Origin of the sequence: Helicobacter apodemus (assembly GCF_003097575.1) — a bacterium.
GTDB classification, from domain to species: domain Bacteria; phylum Campylobacterota; class Campylobacteria; order Campylobacterales; family Helicobacteraceae; genus Helicobacter_D; species Helicobacter_D apodemus.
In genome coordinates this window covers 1053826-1073662 of record NZ_CP021886.1, presented here as the reverse complement: position 1 = coordinate 1073662, position 19837 = coordinate 1053826, and the positions used below count along the sequence as shown (strand labels likewise).

Annotated in this window: 18 protein-coding genes and 2 pseudogenes; 11 read left to right on the top strand and 9 right to left on the bottom strand. The window is 32.9% G+C overall.

What is annotated here, in order from left to right; translation table 11 throughout:
• Positions 1 to 1287 precede the first annotated feature (1287 nt).
• The 8 genes and pseudogenes from fliY to aroQ form a co-directional block, all read right to left on the bottom strand.
• Positions 1288 to 2124 carry a flagellar motor switch protein FliY gene (gene fliY, locus CDV25_RS05300; protein ID WP_108911067.1) on the bottom strand — a complete coding sequence of 279 codons (837 nt, stop codon included), beginning with the start codon at positions 2122 to 2124 and terminating at the stop codon, positions 1288 to 1290.
• 11 nt (positions 2125 to 2135) lie between these two features.
• Positions 2136 to 3196 (bottom strand): annotated as a pseudogene (gene fliM, locus CDV25_RS05295) (flagellar motor switch protein FliM).
• Positions 3189 to 3896 carry an RNA polymerase sigma factor FliA gene (gene fliA, locus CDV25_RS05290; protein ID WP_108911066.1) on the bottom strand — a complete coding sequence of 236 codons (708 nt, stop codon included), beginning with the start codon at positions 3894 to 3896 and terminating at the stop codon, positions 3189 to 3191. The pseudogene fliM and the gene fliA overlap by 8 nt, the downstream one beginning before the upstream one ends.
• Entirely contained in the window at positions 3880 to 4257 is a 378-nt protein-coding gene (locus tag CDV25_RS05285; protein WP_108911065.1) for a hypothetical protein, read from the bottom strand. Before CDV25_RS05285 ends, fliA begins: the two co-directional genes overlap by 17 nt.
• 18 nt (positions 4258 to 4275) lie before the next feature.
• On the bottom strand, positions 4276 to 5133 hold the full coding sequence (locus tag CDV25_RS05280) for a P-loop NTPase (RefSeq protein ID WP_108911064.1): 858 nt from the start codon (positions 5131 to 5133) through the stop codon (positions 4276 to 4278).
• A gap of 2 nt (positions 5134 to 5135) precedes the next feature.
• Positions 5136 to 6518, bottom strand: a complete 1383-nt coding sequence (flhF, locus tag CDV25_RS05275; protein WP_108911063.1) for a flagellar biosynthesis GTPase FlhF — start codon at positions 6516 to 6518, stop codon at positions 5136 to 5138.
• On the bottom strand, positions 6515 to 7123 hold the full coding sequence (gene folK / locus CDV25_RS05270; RefSeq protein WP_194145526.1) for a 2-amino-4-hydroxy-6-hydroxymethyldihydropteridine diphosphokinase: 609 nt from the start codon (positions 7121 to 7123) through the stop codon (positions 6515 to 6517). The genes flhF and folK overlap by 4 nt, the downstream gene beginning before the upstream one ends.
• 49 nt (positions 7124 to 7172) lie before the next feature.
• Positions 7173 to 7658, bottom strand: coding sequence for a type II 3-dehydroquinate dehydratase (gene aroQ / locus CDV25_RS05265; RefSeq protein WP_108911062.1), 486 nt, complete (start codon positions 7656 to 7658; stop codon positions 7173 to 7175).
• Positions 7659 to 8007: 349 nt separating this feature from the next.
• Here aroQ and mqnP point away from each other — a divergent pair, with 349 nt between their 5' ends.
• From mqnP to ribD, 9 genes and pseudogenes are all read left to right on the top strand, one after another.
• Positions 8008 to 8826, top strand: coding sequence for a menaquinone biosynthesis prenyltransferase MqnP (mqnP, locus tag CDV25_RS05260; RefSeq protein ID WP_108911061.1), 819 nt, complete (start codon positions 8008 to 8010; stop codon positions 8824 to 8826).
• A gap of 5 nt (positions 8827 to 8831) precedes the next feature.
• The gene (locus CDV25_RS05255) at positions 8832 to 9350 is read left to right on the top strand and encodes a hypothetical protein (RefSeq protein ID WP_034554430.1); all 519 of its coding nucleotides are present in this window, start codon (positions 8832 to 8834) and stop codon (positions 9348 to 9350) included.
• 11 nt (positions 9351 to 9361) lie between these two features.
• Complete coding sequence (locus CDV25_RS05250; RefSeq protein WP_239056309.1) at positions 9362 to 9907, top strand: DUF6115 domain-containing protein; 546 nt, start codon at positions 9362 to 9364, stop codon at positions 9905 to 9907.
• Between the two features lie 10 nt (positions 9908 to 9917).
• A pseudogene (thrB, locus tag CDV25_RS05245) lies at positions 9918 to 10810 on the top strand (homoserine kinase).
• A gap of 23 nt (positions 10811 to 10833) precedes the next feature.
• Positions 10834 to 11079, top strand: a complete 246-nt coding sequence (locus tag CDV25_RS05240) for a DUF448 domain-containing protein (RefSeq protein ID WP_034554436.1) — start codon at positions 10834 to 10836, stop codon at positions 11077 to 11079.
• Positions 11072 to 13669, top strand: a complete 2598-nt coding sequence (gene infB, locus CDV25_RS05235) for a translation initiation factor IF-2 (RefSeq protein WP_108911060.1) — start codon at positions 11072 to 11074, stop codon at positions 13667 to 13669. The genes CDV25_RS05240 and infB overlap by 8 nt, the downstream gene beginning before the upstream one ends.
• Positions 13670 to 14068: a 30S ribosome-binding factor RbfA gene (gene rbfA, locus CDV25_RS05230; protein ID WP_108911059.1), complete on the top strand. Its 399-nt coding sequence runs from the start codon at positions 13670 to 13672 to the stop codon at positions 14066 to 14068.
• Complete coding sequence (gene rimP, locus CDV25_RS05225) at positions 14068 to 14496, top strand: ribosome maturation factor RimP (protein WP_108911058.1); 429 nt, start codon at positions 14068 to 14070, stop codon at positions 14494 to 14496. Before rbfA ends, rimP begins: the two co-directional genes overlap by 1 nt.
• Positions 14490 to 15527 (top strand): bifunctional diaminohydroxyphosphoribosylaminopyrimidine deaminase/5-amino-6-(5-phosphoribosylamino)uracil reductase RibD, encoded by a 1038-nt coding sequence (gene ribD, locus CDV25_RS05220; RefSeq protein WP_108911057.1) that lies wholly within the window; start codon positions 14490 to 14492, stop codon positions 15525 to 15527. Before rimP ends, ribD begins: the two co-directional genes overlap by 7 nt.
• Here the strand turns inward: ribD and CDV25_RS05215 are convergent.
• A complete protein-coding gene (locus tag CDV25_RS05215) occupies positions 15524 to 16351 on the bottom strand; it encodes a prephenate dehydrogenase (RefSeq protein ID WP_108911056.1) in 828 nt (275 codons plus the stop codon). The genes ribD and CDV25_RS05215 overlap by 4 nt on opposite strands.
• A gap of 134 nt (positions 16352 to 16485) precedes the next feature.
• Between CDV25_RS05215 and bamA the strand changes: the two genes are divergently transcribed.
• The gene (gene bamA / locus CDV25_RS05210; protein ID WP_108911055.1) at positions 16486 to 18717 is read left to right on the top strand and encodes an outer membrane protein assembly factor BamA; all 2232 of its coding nucleotides are present in this window, start codon (positions 16486 to 16488) and stop codon (positions 18715 to 18717) included.
• 2 nt (positions 18718 to 18719) lie between these two features.
• Entirely contained in the window at positions 18720 to 19805 is a 1086-nt protein-coding gene (locus CDV25_RS05205; RefSeq protein WP_108911054.1) for a dehypoxanthine futalosine cyclase, read from the top strand.
• Positions 19806 to 19837 lie beyond the last annotated feature (32 nt).

The window sequence follows — 19837 nt, the reverse complement described above, 5'->3', positions numbered from 1 at the left end:
ACATTAGATTCTAAGCAATTAGAATCTATTTTAACATTAATCCTAGAGTATAGAGGTTTAAGATTAGAATTAGAATCTAAAAACTTAGGATTAAATAATTGAGAGATTAAACTTTGAGAATCTAAAGGTTTAGGATTACTTTTAGAATCTAAGACTTTAGGATTTAAAAGTTTAGAAGTCTTAGAATAAAAACTTTGAGAATCTAATGTTTTAACATTACTCTTAAAATCTAAGTTTAAAACATAATCTTTAACATTAACCTTGATAGTCTCTATAGGAGTATTATTGCCCCCCCCCCCCAGAATTTATAATAGGGCTTACATAAAAAGATTTATTACTCATAATTTCTCCTTTTTTGCCCCCCCCCCCCTAATATATATTATATTAGGAGATTTAGGCATTTTTACTATGTATTTGTCATAAGTTATTTTTAACATTTCTAGTATAGCATAAAATTTAAACTTTGATTTAAGTAAAGAGGATTATTCATTGCATTAATTTTTAGCTTTTAAAAAGGGGGTGGGGTGAGTTTATAGAATTAAGCAATTCATTAAAAGCAGAGCAAAAAGCAAATTTACAATATATAACTATGGTGTTGTTAAAAGGTAGATTGGCTTTACTCCAAAGCTTAATTTTTTCTTTAAAATTTTTTATATATACTTAACTTTAACTTAAATTTCTTTTTCCTAATTTTTTTTAATAATCGTTTAAATAATGGCTTTGATTTTTTATTGGGATTGTGGCTGTAAGATTATAATTCAAAAAGGTGTTTACCTCTTGAAAATACCTAAAAATAGGGATTAATAAGGACTTTTAAAGTAAAAAGCTTATATAATATATGTGGATTTAAGGTTAGGCTTTCTTAAAAGGAGGTCTAATGGCAGAAATTACAATTGTCTTAGTCGTGATTCTGCTGCTTATTCTAGCTATAAAATGCTAGTCTAAAGCAACAACATAATTAAAACATTCTAATCTTATGCCACTTCCGCTTATAAAAGCCTTAAATCCCTTGCAAATCTAAAGCCACTTTAAGCGGAAGTGGTTTTAGTATATTAGCTCTAGTAGAATCTCTTTTTATATTAAAACTTACTTTCTAATTCTTTATACCCCTAGAATTTATTACTTTCTCTTATTTCAAACCTCTTTTATTCTTAATTTTTCCTTTTTCTCTTTCTAAAAGTGTATAATTTGTATAAATCGTGTATAACCGATAAACATCGTAAAATACATAGATAGAGTAGGATTTATACACTTATATAGTATAAATATATTATTTTTCTAGGGATTTTAATTAGTTAATAATTGCTCAATCCTATCTTTTTGGGGAGCAATTTCTGTGATTTGGATACCAAAGTTTCCATCCACAATTACCACTTCGCCTTTTGCGATAACTTTCTCATCTACTAGCACTTCCAGAGGGTCATTAGCTAGTTGGTTAAGCTCTACAACACTTCCTATATCCATAGCGATAACATCTTTTAAGAGCATTTTTTTCTTCCCTATTCGGACTTTTATGTCTAATCTTATATCAAGAAGCATACTCATATTTTTCATCTCTGTATTATTTAAAGTAACAGAATTATGGCTATTATCATTAGGAATAGCTTGCGGAGTGGATTGCTCATTAGGGTTAAAAAGTTTTTCAAAAGCGGGAGAGAGTGCAAAATATAAATAATCTTGGATATTTCCTACATTAAACGCAAAGGTGTAGAAACCTTGGTAATTATCAAGCCCTAAATCCCCCTCTGCGATAAACTCTATATTATTAATGGTGAAGCTTAACTTGGGGAGCTCTTTTTGCCCGCTTAGTGAAGTAGAAATTGCCCCAAAGATATTTGAAGCGATTTCTTTTGTTGCGTCTAAATCATCGCTTTCCATTGTTTCTTTGGATTCTCCCTCTCCCCCTAACATCATATCTGCTAGGGCAGTTCCTGCTTTGGCAGATATGAATAGGGCTAAAGAGGCATCTTGGGTTTGGATACTAATCTTTGCAAGAGGGGGCTTAAAATCATCTTTTTTGCCATCTTGTGTTTCTATATGATGAATATCAGGGGCTTGCCCTAATAATCCCTCAATGGTGGAGATACTTTCTTGAATAATGAGTTTTAAAAAGTCTTTTAGCATAATCCCTCCTTTTAATCATCTTCTATTTCATTAGCTCTTGATTTGCGTTGTATTTCAAGCATTTCAAGGATTTCTTTAACTAGATCTTTTTCTGTTTTAATCATTTCTTTAATTTCAATAGTTTTGCGGTAGCGGTGTAACCCAATACTTGCTAGGAATTTCTCTCTACCATCGACATTGATAATTACTGTATCATCTGCTGGTCTATCAAGCCTAATAATATCATTCACTTCTAAATCTAAAATTTCTTTTACCATAAGCTTTGTCTCCCCTAACATTGCGGTAACATTTACCTTGGCTCCACCAAGTAGGGCTTGGAGCTCTTTGTTTCTGGATTTTTTAGAGCTTGTTTCGCTTAACATAATATCACGACTTGCAAGACGCGAGAGGATGGATTCTAAGGATATTACAGGATAGCAAAGATTCATCATCCCACTACTATGTCCTATGATAATCTCCATTACCACCATAATAACGATTTCATTTTGTGCGACAATTTGGACAACATTTGGGCTAGATTCTTTAACATCTACGGTGGGAAAAATCTCTGTTATGGGTCCCCAAGCGTCTTTTAGGGTTTGCATCATTTGGCGTAAAATTGTATCTAGTAAGTTTAATTCAATATCGCTAAACTCACGCGTGGATTCATAAGGGTCTCCTTTGCCACCTAAGAGCCTATCAATCATAGAAAATGCAATGCTAGGGTTAATTTCTAAAACTCCTGTGCCATCAAGGGGTTTCATAGAAAAGACATTGAAACTTGTAGGGCTTGGTAAGCTCATTAAAAATTCTCCATAAGTCATTTGATCCACACTATGGAGCTGGATTTCAACGATGGAGCGCATAATTGCAGAAATTTGGCTAGAGAGTGCTCTTGCCATTTTGTCGTGAATCCCCTAAAGGCTCTTAGCTGTTCTTTGCTTACACGATTTGGACGTTTGAAATCATAAAGTGTAATTTGTCTTTGGTGAGAAATTGTTGGTTTCTCTATTGTTTCCTCTGTTTCATCTGCGTCATCATCAACGACTTCTAAAAGGGCGTCAATTTCTTCTTGACTTAATATATCAGCCATTTATCCCCCTTTGTTCAAGGTGTTGGCGAATCTTCCTAACTATGGATCTATGGATTTGGGAGACTCTAGATTCGCTAAGCTCTAAAATCTCGCTAATTTCTTTGAAATTTAGTTCTTCATAATAGTAGAGTTGGATTAAGAGCTGCTCTTGTTTGGAGGCTTTTTCTAAAATTTCTTGGATAATTTCTATAAGCTCTTCTTTTTCAATTTTGTTATAAGTTCTATCCTCTTGTTGTCCGCTTAATTGCTCATCAAGGGGTAAAACCCCATAAATTTCACTAGCATTTCTTGCTTCTTTGATTTTCTCTTCTTCTTCACCTAATATTTTACTTAAGTAAGTATTATCCGGTTCTTCTTGGTAGTCATTGTAGTATTTTGTTATTTCTTTATCGATTTTTCGTATCAAGCTTCTTGTATGTCTTCCTACATAATCAAGACTTCTTAGGTAATCAAGCATTGCACCATAGACTCTAGGTCTTGCATAACCCCAAAAGGAATCATTGATATTTTTGTCGTATTTTCTTGCAAGTTTTATAAGCTCTTCAGTGCCTATGGATATAAGGTCAGAAAATTCCACATTTGCAGGTAAGCGTTCTTTTAGCCGAAAAGCAAGAGCTTTAAGGGCTGGGAGGTAATCTAATGCTAAATTATCTTGATTTTGTTTAATCGTGCTTTGGTAGCCATTAGAAGTTTTTAGCATAGGTATTCTTTTGCTTAGATTTTGGAGCATCATCAATGTCTTCTTCTTTTAATGTTTTTTCCATTGTCCTTAAGAAGCTTCGTATTTTGTTGGTGATTTTCTCACGTTTATCAAATTCCTCAATATATTCTTCTAAAAGACGATTGTAAGAGGGCTTTTGGGTAATTTTTGGATCTTGGTTAAAGAATTTTACACATAAAGATGCGCTTAAAAGGAAAATTAGATAAAACCCGATTGTAGAGATTAAAGTTCCTGCTACAATCATCTCTGGCTCATCAAATTTTATAAAGGATAATAAAAGCCCTATAAAAAATCCAGAGACAACAGCAAAGCTTAAAAAATTATCCATTCTTAGCGTCATTGGTATTTTGCTCCTAAATTAAAAATGTCCTAAAATTTTTTTAAAGAATTTGCCAAATCTTTTGTCTTCTTGCACTAGCACATTTCGTTCCATTTTTTTAGCAAGAGATCTTGCGATTTCTTCAATTTCTAAGGAGGGATTGCAATTTGGTTCTTCTTTTACAAATATTCCACGATTTTTACTATAATGGTTAATTAGTGGATTTTTAGTAATTTTACCGAGCAGTTCTAAATTGATATTTTGAATATTATGCTTTGCGATTTTTTGGATTTTTTCAAAAATACTCAAAGATTCCTCTTGGTTTTTTGCCATATTAATTAACATAAAGATTCTTTTTTGAAAATTAGCCGCTAGTTTGATAGTCGCATAGGCATCCGTGATAGCTGCTGGGTCTGGAATGGTTAAGACAATAATATCATCGCTATTGTGTAAAAAGGTTTGTGTGTATTCCCCAATCCCTGCTCCTGTATCAATAAGCACAAAATCTAAATGGTCTAAAAGTGCGGAATCTTCGATAAAAGTTTCAAACATAAATTCACTTTTGTAGCGAAAAATATCAGCCCCTGAATCTCCGGGTATTAAATATAGATTGTGTTCTATAGGGATAAGAATATCTTTAAGCTTTGCTTGATTTTTTAAGACATGTAAGAGATTTTTCTCACAGCGAACACCAAAGATAATATCTAAGTTTGCAAGCCCAATATCTGCGTCAAAAACCCCTACTTTAAAACCTAATTGCCAAAGTTTATAGGCTAGATTTGCACTAAAGGTGGATTTGCCAACTCCGCCTTTTCCACTTGTGATGGCGACAAAGTTTGTATGAGACTTTTTTTCTTTTGCTACTAGATCTTCTAGGTTTGCTGCTTGATTTTTCATCATTATGCCCTAATAAAGCCATCTAGCAAACAATCAATTAAAAAATCGCTACTTGCTACTTTTATATCATTGGGAACTTCTTGCCCGATTGAGAAATAGTTTGTTGGTTTTTTGGTTTCATAAATGAGGGAGAAAATATTGCCATAGTTGTTAGTTTCATCAAGTTTTGTAAAGGTTAGTGTATCAATCCCTAGTGTTGAAAAAGTGTGGTAAATATCTTTTAAGTCTTCATATTTTGTTGTTGCACTCATCACTAGGCTAACATCTACTTTAGAATTTGAGTCTGCATTGACAAAGCTTTTTAGGGCTTGTAATTTAGCTCTATCGTGTTGTGAGCTTCCTACAGTATCAATTAAAATATAATCGCAGTATTTTAAAGAATCTAGAGCATTAATAAATTCTTCTGTATCTACCACCGTATCAATACTTAATTTCATCTTTTTAGCATAAAACATTAATTGATCGACCGCACCTATTCTATAGGTATCTAATGTGATAATTCCTACTTTATAATGTCTATTGAGTAGCCTTGAATAACGCGCTGCAAGTTTTGCTAAAGTGGTTGTTTTGCCCACACCTGTTGGACCTACTAACATCATAATGTTTTTGGCATTGCTATTTAGATTTTCTGTTCTTGCATAAACCATTTTGCGTAAAACTTCCCTAAAATATCTTTTGATGAGTATGGAGTTTTCACGCATTTTAATAGGCATTAATTCCAGTGTTAATTGCATAATTTTTTCTAAATGTTCTTTTAACATTCCGCTTGCTTTAGCGATTCTATAAATTTCAGCAAATTCGTGAGGAATGATTAATCCCTCTTTTTTAGGACCTCTTTCTTCCCAAAACATATTTTGTATAAGCTTTATTTTGTCATTTAAGCGGTTAATTTCATTTTGGATAATTTTTAACTCCCCTAAACCTTGTTTGTATTCCTTGCTTTTTTTGTGTTCTTTTGTTGGGGTTTCTTCTTTTGGGATATTGGATTTTAGTTTATCTTCTTGTGGATAGGGGGATTTTGCGGGGGGCATTTTTGTCGCAACACCAGCAATTTGGGAGATTTGACGCACTGCATCAGAGAGCTGTAAGGATACCTCTTCAGGGAGGGGGGATTGTGTATTTTGCAAAGAACGTTTTCTTTCTAATTCTTTTTGTGCGATAAGCTCTAGTCGTTGTGCGATATTATTAGTTTTAATCGAGGATTCTTGATTGTCTTGATTATCTTTATTTTTGTTAAATTCCTCCTCACTAATGGCAACAGAGATTTCATAATTTCCATTAGCTAGTTTTTTTTGAGAAATGATAGAAAATTCATCACCTAATTCCTTTTTTGCCTGTGTAATAGCAAGTGCGGAAGTTTCTGCATTGTAGGTAAATAATTTCATTGAAACCCTTTTAGTGGAATTAAAACACTTTCTCTCTTAGCCCATTCTTTATGGGGAATGTGCAGTTCCTTGAAAGTAATTTTCATATTTTTAAAGCCTAAAATATCTATATCTAGGGTTCGCGGTGCATTTTTAAATATCCTTTTTCTATCCCGCTTAAAAATACGTTCTAAATAACTACAATAACTAAAAAAATCAATGGGGCAAAGATTGGTTTTTACCCAAACTATCCCATTATAAAAATCTGCTTGTTGGGTATATCCAAAAGCGGGATTCTTTAAAAAAGGTGAATGATAGATTATAATATTTTTATTTTTTAGCTTGTTAAAGAATTTCCAAAAAGTCTCTAAAACATTGCCTTTGTTACCACCAATTCCTAAGATGGCGTAGGATTTTAAGGCTTTGTTGGTAAAGAGATTATAAGGATTTGAAGTTTGAGTGAGAAAGTTTGATAGTTTTTTACGAATTTTAAAAAGATATTTTGGTTTAAAAAGTGTTGGGGTGATATAGAAAAAATTGGGTTTATATTCCCTAATATTATAGGTTTTTGTTGCATAGTATGATTTTTGGGTGAGTATCTTTTTTCTTAAAGATTTTTGTTCCATTTTTCCTAATTATCCTAAAGTCAATAAATTTTAACATTATCTTTGAGATTTAATTTTGTTGCATAGTTTGTGCTTGTGCTTGTGCTTGTTGGATAGCTTGAATTTCCCCCAAGATTTGCGAGAGACCTTGGAGTGCTAGATGATAACTCATAGGACCAAATCCAGTGATCATTCCAGCACATACTGCCGCTGTAATGCTTTTGTGCCTAAAGTCTTCTCTAGCGTAGATATTGCTAATATGCACTTCAATAGTTGGTAGATTAACCGAGCTAATGGCATCACGGATAGCAACAGAAGTATGGGAATATGCTGCAGGATTAATGATGATACCATTATATTGTCCTAGGCATTCTTGGATTTTATCGACAATTTCTCCTTCAAAATTGCTTTGAAAAAAATCCACTTCGATATTCATTTGTTCAGCGTGTTTTTGGATATTTTCGTGAATGGTTTGAAGTGTTATATTTCCATAAATTTTTGGATCTCTAACACCTAACATATTGAGATTTGGACCTTGGATTATCATAATTTTCATTGATGCTTCCTTTGTGTTTAATTGAAATAAAATGAAGTAAATATTCTAAAAAGATTATAACAAAATATTCTAAAAAGAATCCCAAATGCTCTTTTATCTTTAATTTAGTTTTTTAAAAAAATGCGTTAGAATTTTGGGTTCTTTAATATTTTTAAGGATTGTGGATTTATTAATTCTTGAAAATATTTCAATGCAAGATATTTCTAAAAATATTTTTATAAAATTTTTAGTTTCAAACTTCAAACTATGTTGGAGTCATTAAAATATCGTATTTTTAGATTGTTGGTGTGGAGATTTAGGAGTGTTTAAGGATTTTAGCGTAAAGGTTAAGGATTTTAGCGAACTTGTAATGTTTGAGCATAGTATTTTTTCTATGCCTTTTATTTTTATTGCGATGTGTGTTGCTGCTAATGGATGGTTTGGTTGGAAGTTATTAATCTTTGGGGTGATTGCAACCCTAAGTGCTAGGAATTTTGCGATGGCTTTTAATCGTTGTGTTGATAGAAGGTTTGATAAGACAAATCCACGCACACAAAATCGCCCTAGTGTTGATGGTAGAATTTCTGTTAAGGCAATGATTGTTTTTATTGGAATTAATGCTTTAATTTTTATTCTTGTGAGTTTTTTTATCAATCCTCTTTGTTTCTATCTTTCTTTTCCTATTTTGGGGGTTTTGGCGGGGTATTCTTTGGTGAAGCGGGTTTCATCTTTAGCACATTTAGTGCTTGGATTATGTTTAGGTTTAGCCCCTATTGCCGGAGTAGTGGCGGTTAGTGGAGAGGTTTTATTATGGTCTTTGCCTTTATGTGTGGGGGTTTTGTTTTGGGTAGCTGGATTTGATTTATTGTATTCCTTGCAAGATGTTCAACACGATAAAAAGGAGGGATTGCATTCCATACCAAGTTTTTTAGGGATTGAGAGAACCTTGTATTTATCAAGAATTTTTCATATACTAGTTATTGTTTTTTGGGCTTTATTTATTTATTGGGCTAAACTTGGAATTTTTATGTGGGTTGGGCTTGTAATTGCTGCTTTGTTTCTTGCTTATGAACAATACCTTGTGGCGAAAAATTTTCATAATATTCCACGAGCATTTTTTAGTGTTAATGGTTATTTGGGTGTAATATTTTTTGGATTTTGTATTTTAGATTTGGTAATAAGAGGGTAGAGGTTATGAAAAGTCGTTTAATTGATACTTTATTAAAGATTGAATATGAGGAGGTTCATAATAATTCAGAGTCTTTTGTAATGGAATTTAATAAACTCACACAAAGTGATGAAGACCCCATTGGGGAATGGTTGCGTTTAATGCGTGCTAAAAAGGGGAATTTAGAAGGGGAGAATACCATTATTTTAGAATTGCTAGTTGAGATTTATAGAAAAATAGAATCTTTAGAACAAAGGATAGAGGGGAATAAAAAGACTTATATTCCTTTGGCAAATTCGGATTTAGTAACAACTATAGGGCATAGTTGCTTTGTGTTAAAAGATTCAAAAATTTCAGAGAATATTTTGTATTATGGCAGGATTGAACTTCCAACTTTTCCTATAAGGATTGTCCCTATTTACTTTGTATTACGTGATAATCTTGCTTGGATTGAGAAGATTCATACAAGAGATGAAATGGAATGGGATAGCTATGTAGCTTCTAAAGAAAGAGCACTTATTCGCTTTATGAAGTCTAATAAATAAGGTTGATGTTAATGATAATTGGTAATGAGAATATTTTGTTATGGGTTGGTGTGGGGGTTGGTTTAGTTTTTGCTTTATTAATTATTTATTTTTATCTAAAAGATGCAGAAAATACTAAAAGATCTAAACGTTATGAGAAATCTATTGAGGACTTAAATAAGGAGATTTATCGTTTGCAAAAAAAGCTTAAAACTTATGAGAGTGATTTAGAGGGTTTTAAGCAAAGTATTAAGCAGCAAATTTATCAAGATACCCGTTTAGAAATGAAGAATCTTATTGATACAAATTTGCATTCACAAGTAATGCCTTTAAGGAGTCAAATAGAAAGATTAAATGAGGAATATAAACAATATAAAGAGGAGGTGGAGGGAAAGGTTTTTACACTAGAAGATAGGATTAAGGAATTTGCTTATACCCCAACAAATCCTAGTAATATCGATGAGGGACGCATTATTTCTATGTTTAAAGATGGTTGGAGTGTAGATTCTATAGCTAAAGAGCTACGTATTGGCAAAGGTGAGGTGGAATTTACCTTAAAATTTGCTAATTTGGATTAAAAGGTATTTAATGCAATTACGTGTTCCAGCAACGAGTGCTAATTTAGGACCGGGGTTTGATAGTTTAGGGCTTGCTTTGAAGCTTTATAATTATTTTAGTTTAAAACCCTCTAAATTCACTTCTATACAGATTTTGGGTGAGGGTTCAAAGAATCCAAAATTGCGTATAGATAATGCTTTTGTTAGGATTTTTAATGAGCAGCTTAAAAAACTCATAGGTGAAACGCCTCCTTTTAAATTTGTTTTTAATAACTCTATTCCTATTTCTAGGGTTTGGGCAGCTCTTCTGCTGTGATTATTGGTGCACTTAGTGCAGCTTTTAAAGTTGCTGGTGAAGCTTTTGATAAGCAAAAGATTTTAAATGCAGCTTTGCATTATGAAACGCATCCTGATAATATTACTCCAGCTTGTATGGGAGGGTTTAATACTTGTATGATTCATAATAAAGAGGTGCGTTTTTTAAATAAACAATTGCCCCATTGTATTTCTGCTGTTGTGGTTATTCCTAACCAATCTATTTCTACATATTTATCGCGTCAAACATTGCCCAAAAAATATTTACAAAAAGATGCCTTTTTTAACCTTTCGCATTCTGCATTTTTAAGTGTCGCTTTTTTTGAGGAAAAGTGGGAGTTACTAAAAGAAGCAAGTATGGATAGATTACACCAATATTATAGAATGCGACAAATCCCTATTTTATTTGATGTGCAAAAAACTGCACTTACTAATGGTGCACTTATGAGCACTTTATCAGGGAGTGGATCGACTTTTTTTAATCTTTGTTATGCAGAGGATTCTAAGCATTTATATGAAGCTTTATCTTCTAAATTTTATAAATTAAGAGTTTTAAGTCTTGAATTTGATAATTTTGGTATGGTTTTTGATGATGAATTTAAGTTCTAGCTTGTTATAATGTGGGAATATTAATGTCTAATCCGGTTAGAATGTGTATTGTTTGTAGGGGTAGATTTTTAAAATCCCAATTAATACGTTTGCAATATAAAGAGGGAGAACTTATCAAATTTAGTGGTGTAGGAAGGAGTTTTTATGTGTGTAGAGATTGTGTAGATAACAATAGAATTGTTGATTGCATTATAAAAACTTGTAAGATTGACAAAGGGTTGAAAAAAATTTTAAAACAATCATTAAAGGAGATTTTTGTATATGGATAAAATCCGTATTAGTCAGATTGCCAAAGAAATTGGGAAAACAAGCAAAGAAATAATCCAAAAAGCTCAAGAGCTAGGTTTTGAAGTAAAAACTGCTTCTAGTGGTGTAACGGCTACACAAGCTGAAGAATTATATAATTATATTTTATCAGGAAAAAGTGTTGAGAGGGCTCAAGAGGAAGTTAAAAAAGAGACTAAACAAACAGCTGCTAAAAAAAGTAATTCTTTAAAAGAAACTCCTATTATAGAAGCTAAAGAAAGTAAGAATACTATTAAAAAAGTTAAAGAAAAGAAAAAACAAATTTCTGAAATATCTACACAAGAGATTGAGGAGAAATTAGATAAACCTAATAATGTTATTGAAGAGTTACATTTAGACTTTACTCAAGATAATCCAGCTATTAAACGAACAGGGTTAAGGATCGTTAAAAAGCGGGATATTAAAGAAGAGTTACCAAAAGTAGAGAAAAAGAAAGAAGTAACGGGTAAGACTTTGCAGGATTTGCTTGGAAATTTAGATGAGAGTTTTTCTAAAAGGGAAAAGAAAAAGAAAAAAGATAAACCCCTTGTGATGAAAAAAAACCAGCAAAAAATAGATTTATTAGATAATAGAGAATTTCATACTTCAAGTGATGATGAGGAAGATGAGGGCATCATTTTATTTGATTTAAGTGTGCAAGATGAAGTAGATATTGATGAAGAGGAGAATGAAAAAAAGGTAGCTACTGATAGAATCAAAGTTCAAAGACATAATCCTTTTATGGAGCAAGGCACAACGAGACGATCAAGCCGTAAAAAAGCCCCAAAACCTCAAAAAGTAGAAGAATCCATTAGTGGAGTTGTTAGAGTCCCAGAGGAGATTAGGGCTTATGAATTTGCAGAGAAAATTAAACGTTCTACGGGTGAAGTTATTAAAGTGCTTTTTAATCTTGGAATGATGATTACTAAAAATGATTTTTTAGAAAAAGATGCTATTGAAATTTTAGCTGAAGAGTTTGGTGTTGAAATTGAAATTATTAATACCGCGGATGAATTAGATTATACGCAGCTCCACGATGATGAGGACAAAGAAGAGCATTTAGAGCCTAGAGCACCAGTAGTTACGATTATGGGGCATGTTGATCATGGAAAAACTTCTTTATTAGATGTGATTAGGAATACAAAAGTAGTTTCTGGTGAAGCAGGCGGCATTACACAACATATTGGTGCTTATACAATCACCAAAGGAGGGAAGCAAATCACTTTTATTGATACTCCCGGACACGAGGCTTTTAGTGAGATGCGTTCTCGTGGAGCACAAATTACAGATATTGCTATTATTGTCATTGCAGCTGATGATGGGGTAAAGCCGCAAACTATTGAAGCACTTAATCACGCCAAAGCCGCTAATGCTTGTATTATTATTGCGATTAATAAGATTGATAAACCTGATGCTAATCCTGATAAGGTTAAAGCAGAAGCGGCGGAATTAGGATTTACTCCGCTTGAATGGGGGGGAGACTATGAGTTTGTGCATATTTCCGCTAAGAGTGGAGAGGGTATTGATGATTTGTTGGAAATTATCTTATTACAAGCAGAAATTTTGGATTTAAAGGCTAATCCTCATAGACCTGCTCGTGCAGTCGTTATTGAAAGTAGCTTAGAGAAGGGCAAGGGTCCTGTAGCGACTTTAATTATTCAAAATGGGATTTTAAAAGTTGGTGATAGTATCATTGCAGATACGGCATTTGGGAGAGTAAGGGCTATTAGTGATGATAATGGCAAAAATGTTACGAATCTTTTGCCATCTGGGGTTGGAGTAATTACGGGATTCAATGAAGTGCCTCCAGCAGGTTCTATTTTGCTCGTGGTGGCTAATGATAATATTGCAAGAGAGTATGCACAAAAACGTTTAGCACATTTGCGACAAAAAGAGTTTTCTCATTCTACAAAGGTTTCTTTTGATGAATTAAGCACTATGGTAGCACTTGGGCAATTAAAAAATCTTCCCGTTATTGTTAAAGCCGATACACAAGGAAGTTTAGAGGCTATTAAAGGAAGTTTAGAAAAGCTTCAAAATGAAGAGGTAAAAGTTAATATTGTTCATAAAGGTGTAGGAGGAATTACAGAGGGTGATGTAACTTTGGCTGCTGCTAGTGCAAATTCTGTTATTTTGGGATTTAATGTGCGACCAACTGGAAGTGTAAAAAATAAAGCGAAAGAATTAGGAGTTGAGATTAAAACTTATTCTATTATTTATGCACTTATTGATGATATTAAAGCATTATTAGGAGGGCTTCTCTCTCCTGTGCTTGAAGAGGAAAATACTGGGGAAGCTGAAGTTAGAGAGACTTTTAATATCGCAAAAGTTGGGACTATTGCGGGCTGTTTTGTAACAGATGGTGTTATTCAAAAAGGTATTAAAGTGCGATTAATTCGTAATGGAGTGGTAATACATAATGGCAATATTCTTTCCCTTAAACGTTTTAAAGATGATGTAAGAGAGGTAGCTAAAGGTTTTGAATGCGGGATTGTTTTAGAAAATTATAATGATATTCAAGTAGGCGATGTCTTTGAAACTTATAAGGAAGTGGAAAAACAAAGGACATTATAAATGAAAAACATTAAATTAGAACGAATCCAATCTCTCTTAAAAGAGCTTATTCCCTCTGCTTTAGCGAATTTAGAGGATACAAGATTAAATAATCTTAGTGTGTTAGAGGTAAAATGTTCTAGAGGAAAGTATTTCGCACAAGTTTTTTTAGATCCTTCTTTTATCACACAAGAGGAAAAAAAAGTTATTCTTCACCAGCTAAAAAAAGCAAGAAATATTATCAAAGGATATTGCTTAGAAGAGAGTGGTTGGTTTCGTTGTCCAGATTTTAACTTTGTTTTTGATGATTCTTTAGAGAAAGAAATGCGTCTTGATAGGATTTTTCAAGCTTTACAAAAAGAGAGGAATATAAAGCAGGGGGACAAAGCAAGAGGGTTAGATTTAGGAGCATTAGAGTAATGATAAGCTCGGATTTAGAAGCAAAAATTTCTATTTTAATCCAAAGTTTGGGTTGTGAGCTATATGATATGGCTATTATCAATGAAAATAATCATAAAATCTTACGCGTTTATATTTCTAAAAAGCCCTCTGTTAGTCTTGAGGAATGTCAAGAGGTTAGTCTTGCCCTCTCACCACTTTTAGATGTAGAAATGCCAAATTTTGAGAATTATTTTTTGGAAGTTAGCTCACCGGGAATTGAACGCATTTTAAAGACATTAACACATTTTCAAGGTGCTATTGGTGAGCTTGTGAAAGTTAAAATGCTCGATAAGAGGGAATTTAAAGGTAAATTAGTAGAGGTTTATGAGGATTCTATAAAGCTTGAAAGTGGGCAGAGTATCCCTATAGAAGCCATCAAAAAAGCACAAACTTATTTTCTATGGTAGATTCTTTTTATCTTGATTTAGCGATTAAAAAAGCTTGGGATTATCAGTGTCAAACTTTGCCAAATCCTGCTGTTGGGGCTGTTATCTTAGATAAGTTTGGGGCGATTTTAAGCATTCAAGCTCACAAAGTTGCAGGTGATCCGCACGCTGAGGTTTTAGCATTGCAAGAATCTTATTATCGCCTAAGCGGAGATTCTTCAATTTTTAATCTTTTTCAATCTCAAGAGATTCATCAATTTCTTTTAGAAAATGCTAAGGATTATTTCAAAGATATAACCCTTTATGTTACTTTAGAACCCTGCATACATCGTGGAAAAACTCCCTCTTGTGCAGAACTTTTAAAATTATTAGGGATTAAAAAAATCATTATTGGGACACAGGATTGTAATAAAGAGGCTAAAGGAGGGGCTAACGCACTTAAAAGTTGTGGAGTGCAAGTTATAAAGGCTTGGGAGGAAAAAGAGCTTTTGAGGGCTTATGAAGATTCTAAGGCATTATTAATTCCTTTTAGTAGTCTGCAAAGCAAAGGGAGTTTCATCCTTTTTAAATATGCTAGTCGTTTAGATGGCAGCATTGATGGAGGGCAAATTAGCTCTAAAGCCGCACAAAGTTTTATGCATAATTTAAGGACAAGAGTAGATATCCTTCTAATTTCTGGTAAAAGTGTGCGTTTAGATAATCCCATACTTGATTGCAGGTATGCAACCTTAAAGGATAAAAGACCACCTTGTGTAACAATCTTAACGCATTTAAGAGATTTTCCTAAAAAAGCTCCTTTATTTTTTGTTCCTAAGAGAGAAGTAAAAATACTCCATAAGATAGAAAAGTTTGAAGGTTTTGTGATGTGTGAGGGGGGAGCAGAGTTGTTTAAGACTTTGATCCCCCAAATTGATATGGTATTGTTTTTTCTAAATCCTTCTATGCAGAGTGATTTTCAGCTTCATATGCAACTTCAAGCTAATTTTAGGATTTTGTATTCACAACAAATTGGGGATGATTTAATATTATGGCTTCAGCCTTTTAGGGATTAGAAAATCTTATAAAGGGAATTTGCCTCTGTCATCCAATTTTCTAATTCCTCCCATTTTTGGTTGTTAATTAACTCTTTTGCAAAGTTTATTTCTTTTTGGAAGTATTCTAAGGATTTTAAAATTTCTTCACGATTTTGTTTAGAAATATCACTCCACATTTTAGGAGAGCTCTTAGCGATTCGCACCATACTTTTAAATCCTCCGCCTGCTAGGGTTAGTATATCTTTTGGGTTTTGTTGGGATAGCACGGTATTTGCTAGGGCATAACTAATGATATGCGGTAAATGGCTAATGAAAGCAGCGTGGTTATCGTGTGATTTTGAATCCATTTTGATAATATTCATTTTCAAAGTAATGAATATTTCTTTTGCCATTGAAATTTGAAATTCTCCGCTTTGTTCTAAATCTGTTAAAACTATGATATGATGGGGCAAAAGGTCTTTAAATGCTGCCTTTGGTCCAAAATTTTCTGTCCCACTCATAGGATGAGCACAGATAAAATTTTTGCGAATACTTGGGGGGATATTTTGGGATATTAAATATTTTGTGCTACCTAAATCAATAATTGTGGTATGTGGGGATACGCCAATGAGTTGAGGAAGAATCTCTAAGATGGCTTCTACGGGTGTTGCAAGAAAAATAACATCGCATTGCTTGATTTTCTCTAATTCTACACCTTCATCAATTAAGCCTAAAGACAGGGCTTGTTGCAAATGAATCTCGTTGTTATCTAACCCCACAATCCTTTTAAACATTGCACTTTCTTTTAGTGCTAATCCTAAAGAACCACCAATTAATCCTAGACCAATAATTCCTGCTTGCATTTATCCTCATTTAAAGTTTTTTGAAAATTATATATTTATTTGCTTTAGTTTTAGTAGGTTTAATGTCAAAATTAGGGTATAATTGGAACTTTAATATTAATTTTGCTATTTAAAGTTGCGAGGTTTTATCATTAATGAAAGCTCTTAAATCATTTTTATTGGGATTAGTTGGCTCTTGTGCTTTGGTTGTTGGTGCTGAATTGCCTATTATCAAAGAGGTGCGTTATGATGGGCTAAATTATATTTCTCCCCTTATTGCTAATGAGATTGCTAAAGTGCAAATTGGTAAAACGCTTGATGTTCAAAGGATTAATCAATCTATTCTTGATTTTTATAAGCAGGGATATTTTAAAGATATTTGGGCTACAGAAGAGGGTGGGATTTTGGTTTTTCATTTTGTTGAAAAGCCTGTTATTGCAAGTTTAATTATTAGTGGTTATGGAGCAGGTAAAGATCAAACTGTTATTAATAAAGAAATAGGATTAAAAAAGGGCGATGTTTATGATGAAATGAAAATTAATGCTACAAAGAAACGCATTATTGAAATGTTTGAAAAACAAGGTCGCTATGATACTATAATAGAATCAAAAATTGAAGAAATTAGCCAAAATGCTCTTAAAGTAACATTGGAGATTAATCAGGGTGAAGAAATTATTATTCGTAAAGCTAACTATTATGGGAGAGAAAATCTTAAGGTATCTCGTATTGAAGCTTCAACTGCTAATAAAGAAAGAGATTTTTTAGGTTGGATGTGGGGGTTTAATAGTGGTAAGTTGCAAATTAATGAGATTGAGACAGATTCGCTTAGGATTCAAGATCTTTATTTGCAAAAAGGTTATTTAGATGCTAAAGTTAGCCAGCCTTTTTTAAGGACGGATTTTACAACCTATGATGCAGAGTTAGATTATTATATTGAAGAGGGAAAACCTTATAAGGTTTCTAGTATTGATATTGTTCAAGAAGAAATGGTAATTGATGATGAGGATCTTTATAGTGCTATTAAAACTAAGCAAAAAAAAGTTTTTAATATTTCTACAATGCGTAAAGATGCGGAAACTTTGAAATATAAAGTTGGGGATTTAGGGTATGCCTTTGCTCGTGTTACTCCTGATTTGGATAAAGATGTAGAAAAGTCTGAAGTTCGTATTGTCTATTATATTCAACCTGGAAAAAAGGTAAAAGTTAATGATGTTATTATTTCTGGTAATTCTAAAACTTTGGATAGAGTAATTCGTAGAAATATCCTCTTAGCACCCGGTGATGAATATAATATGACAAAAATTACACGTTCTAAAAACTCTATTATGCGTTCAGGTGGTTTTGATGATATTCAAATTGAGGAGAAACGGATTGATGAGGAAAACATTGATTTGCTTGTTAAAGTAAAAGAAGCTAAAACAGGTGAATTTAGTTTTGGTGTAGGTTATGGTAGCTATGATGGTATTATGGGGAGTGCTTCGATTAAAGATAGGAATATTTTCGGGACAGGCTTAACGGCTGGTATTTATCTTGATAAAAGTCAAATTTCTACTTCTTATCGTTTTAATATCTATAATCCTGCAGTTTTAGATAGTAATTATAGTCTCTCAACAGATGTTTATCAAAGTCAATATGATAACTTTGATTATAAAGAAAAAACAAGAGGTTTTAGTCTTGTTGGGGGAAGAAGGATTACTGATACTTTAGAGACAACCTTGGGCTATATGTATCAACAATCAGAGCTTTCAAGTTTTAGCAATTCTTTTTATTTGAATTATTATCGCGGAAAATATACTAAGTCTTCCATAATACCGGGTGTATATTATGATAATACAGATTCTTACTTTTTTCCTAAAAATGGTTGGAAGGCTAATGCAAGTTTAGAATATGCAGGAGTTGGTGGTGATGCAGAGTTTTTGAAGTATTTTGGTAATTTGTATTTTTTTAAAAACTTAGAGGATTTGATAGATGTAGATTTGACCTTTAGATTCCGCTCTAGGTTAGGATATATTCAAGATAATGGTTATGTTCCTTTAAATGAGAGGTTTTATTTAGGGGGGATAAATTCGCTTAGGGGTTATCAAACCAATTCTATTAGCCCAAGGGATAGATTTGGCACAAGGATTGGTGCTAACAAAACTTCTTATAGTTCAGCGGAGCTTAGTTATGGATTGTTTGAAACAGTGCCTATGCGTTTGAGTGTGTTTTATGATTATGGTATGCTTGGAAAAAATGATATCACTCAAATACGAAGAAGTTCTACAGGTATTGCTTTAGAATGGATTTCACCAATTGGTGCGATTACTTTTATTATTCCTAAGGCACTTGATAATAAACCCGGAGATAACACTTCATCTTTTGAATTTACAATGGGACAGAGATTTTAATTATGCAGATAAAAAATAGAGATAGTGTAAAAATAAAACTCCCTAGAGTTAGCCCTAAAGAGATTTTAGATTTGATGCAAAATGCTTCTTTAAAAGAGCTAGGAGAAAGAGCTTTTGCTATTAAAAAACAATTGCATCCTGATAATATCACGAGTTTTATTGTAGATAGGAATATTAATTATACGAATATCTGTTGGGTGGATTGTAAGTTTTGTGCGTTTAAACGTAGAATCAATGAAGCAGATATTTATATTTTAAGTTTTGATGAGATTGATAAAAAAATTGATGAATTGCTTGCTATTGGTGGGACACAGATATTGTTTCAAGGTGGGGTTCATCCGAGTTTAAAAATAGAGTGGTATGAAGATTTACTCTTGCATATTACTCAAAAATATCCACAAATAACTGTGCATGGGTTTTCTGCTATTGAGATTAATTATATTGCAAAAATTTCGAGAATCTCTATTTTGGAAGTTTTAGAACGTTTGCAAAAATGCGGTCTTGCTTCTATACCAGGGGCAGGAGCGGAAATATTAAGTGATAGGGTACGTGATATTATCGCACCTAAAAAGTTGGATTCTGATGAATGGATAGAAGTTCATAGGCAAGCTCATAAAATTGGTATGAAAAGCACCGCTACAATGATGTTTGGAAGTGTAGAGAGTGATGAGGATATTATAGAGCATTGGCAGAGGATTAGGGGTTTACAAGATGAGACTAATGGATTTAGAGCTTTTATTTTATGGAGTTTTCAACCAGCCTTTACGCCTTTGCAAAAAGAGTTTCCTCATTTGCATAAAGCTTCTTCTAATCGGTATTTAAGACTTTTAGCTTGTAGTAGGATTTTTTTGGATAATTTTGCTAATATCCAAAGTAGTTGGGTAACACAAGGTTCTTATATCGGGCAATTAGCCTTGTTATTTGGTGCTAATGATTTAGGCAGCACAATGATGGAAGAAAATGTAGTGGCTGCAGCAGGAGCTAAAAATTCTATGAATCAAAATGAAATGATAAGTTTAATTAAAGATATTGGGGAGATTCCCGCAAAACGCAATACGGCTTATGATATTTTGGAGTGTTTTTCGTGAGAGTTTTTTTACACATTTTTTTATTTTTACTT

Bases quoted from the DNA above. Each gene is read 5' to 3' on its own strand.
- CDV25_RS05250 (WP_239056309.1), top strand. From the start codon at position 9,362: ATGATAATTGGTAATGAGAATATTTTGTTATGGGTTGGTGTGGGGGTT.
- flhF (WP_108911063.1), bottom strand. From the start codon at position 6,518: ATGAAATTATTTACCTACAATGCAGAAACTTCCGCACTTGCTATTACA.
- CDV25_RS05280 (WP_108911064.1), bottom strand. From the start codon at position 5,133: ATGAAAAATCAAGCAGCAAACCTAGAAGATCTAGTAGCAAAAGAAAAA.
- infB (WP_108911060.1), top strand. From the start codon at position 11,072: ATGGATAAAATCCGTATTAGTCAGATTGCCAAAGAAATTGGGAAAACA.
- rimP (WP_108911058.1), top strand. From the start codon at position 14,068: ATGATAAGCTCGGATTTAGAAGCAAAAATTTCTATTTTAATCCAAAGT.
- fliY (WP_108911067.1), bottom strand. From the start codon at position 2,124: ATGCTAAAAGACTTTTTAAAACTCATTATTCAAGAAAGTATCTCCACC.
- ribD (WP_108911057.1), top strand. From the start codon at position 14,490: ATGGTAGATTCTTTTTATCTTGATTTAGCGATTAAAAAAGCTTGGGAT.
- CDV25_RS05205 (WP_108911054.1), top strand. From the start codon at position 18,720: ATGCAGATAAAAAATAGAGATAGTGTAAAAATAAAACTCCCTAGAGTT.
- bamA (WP_108911055.1), top strand. From the start codon at position 16,486: ATGAAAGCTCTTAAATCATTTTTATTGGGATTAGTTGGCTCTTGTGCT.
- CDV25_RS05285 (WP_108911065.1), bottom strand. From the start codon at position 4,257: ATGACGCTAAGAATGGATAATTTTTTAAGCTTTGCTGTTGTCTCTGGA.
- CDV25_RS05215 (WP_108911056.1), bottom strand. From the start codon at position 16,351: ATGCAAGCAGGAATTATTGGTCTAGGATTAATTGGTGGTTCTTTAGGA.
- aroQ (WP_108911062.1), bottom strand. From the start codon at position 7,658: ATGAAAATTATGATAATCCAAGGTCCAAATCTCAATATGTTAGGTGTT.
- rbfA (WP_108911059.1), top strand. From the start codon at position 13,670: ATGAAAAACATTAAATTAGAACGAATCCAATCTCTCTTAAAAGAGCTT.
- CDV25_RS05240 (WP_034554436.1), top strand. From the start codon at position 10,834: ATGTCTAATCCGGTTAGAATGTGTATTGTTTGTAGGGGTAGATTTTTA.
- CDV25_RS05255 (WP_034554430.1), top strand. From the start codon at position 8,832: ATGAAAAGTCGTTTAATTGATACTTTATTAAAGATTGAATATGAGGAG.
- mqnP (WP_108911061.1), top strand. From the start codon at position 8,008: ATGTTTGAGCATAGTATTTTTTCTATGCCTTTTATTTTTATTGCGATG.
- fliA (WP_108911066.1), bottom strand. From the start codon at position 3,896: ATGCTAAAAACTTCTAATGGCTACCAAAGCACGATTAAACAAAATCAA.
- folK (WP_194145526.1), bottom strand. From the start codon at position 7,123: ATGGAACAAAAATCTTTAAGAAAAAAGATACTCACCCAAAAATCATAC.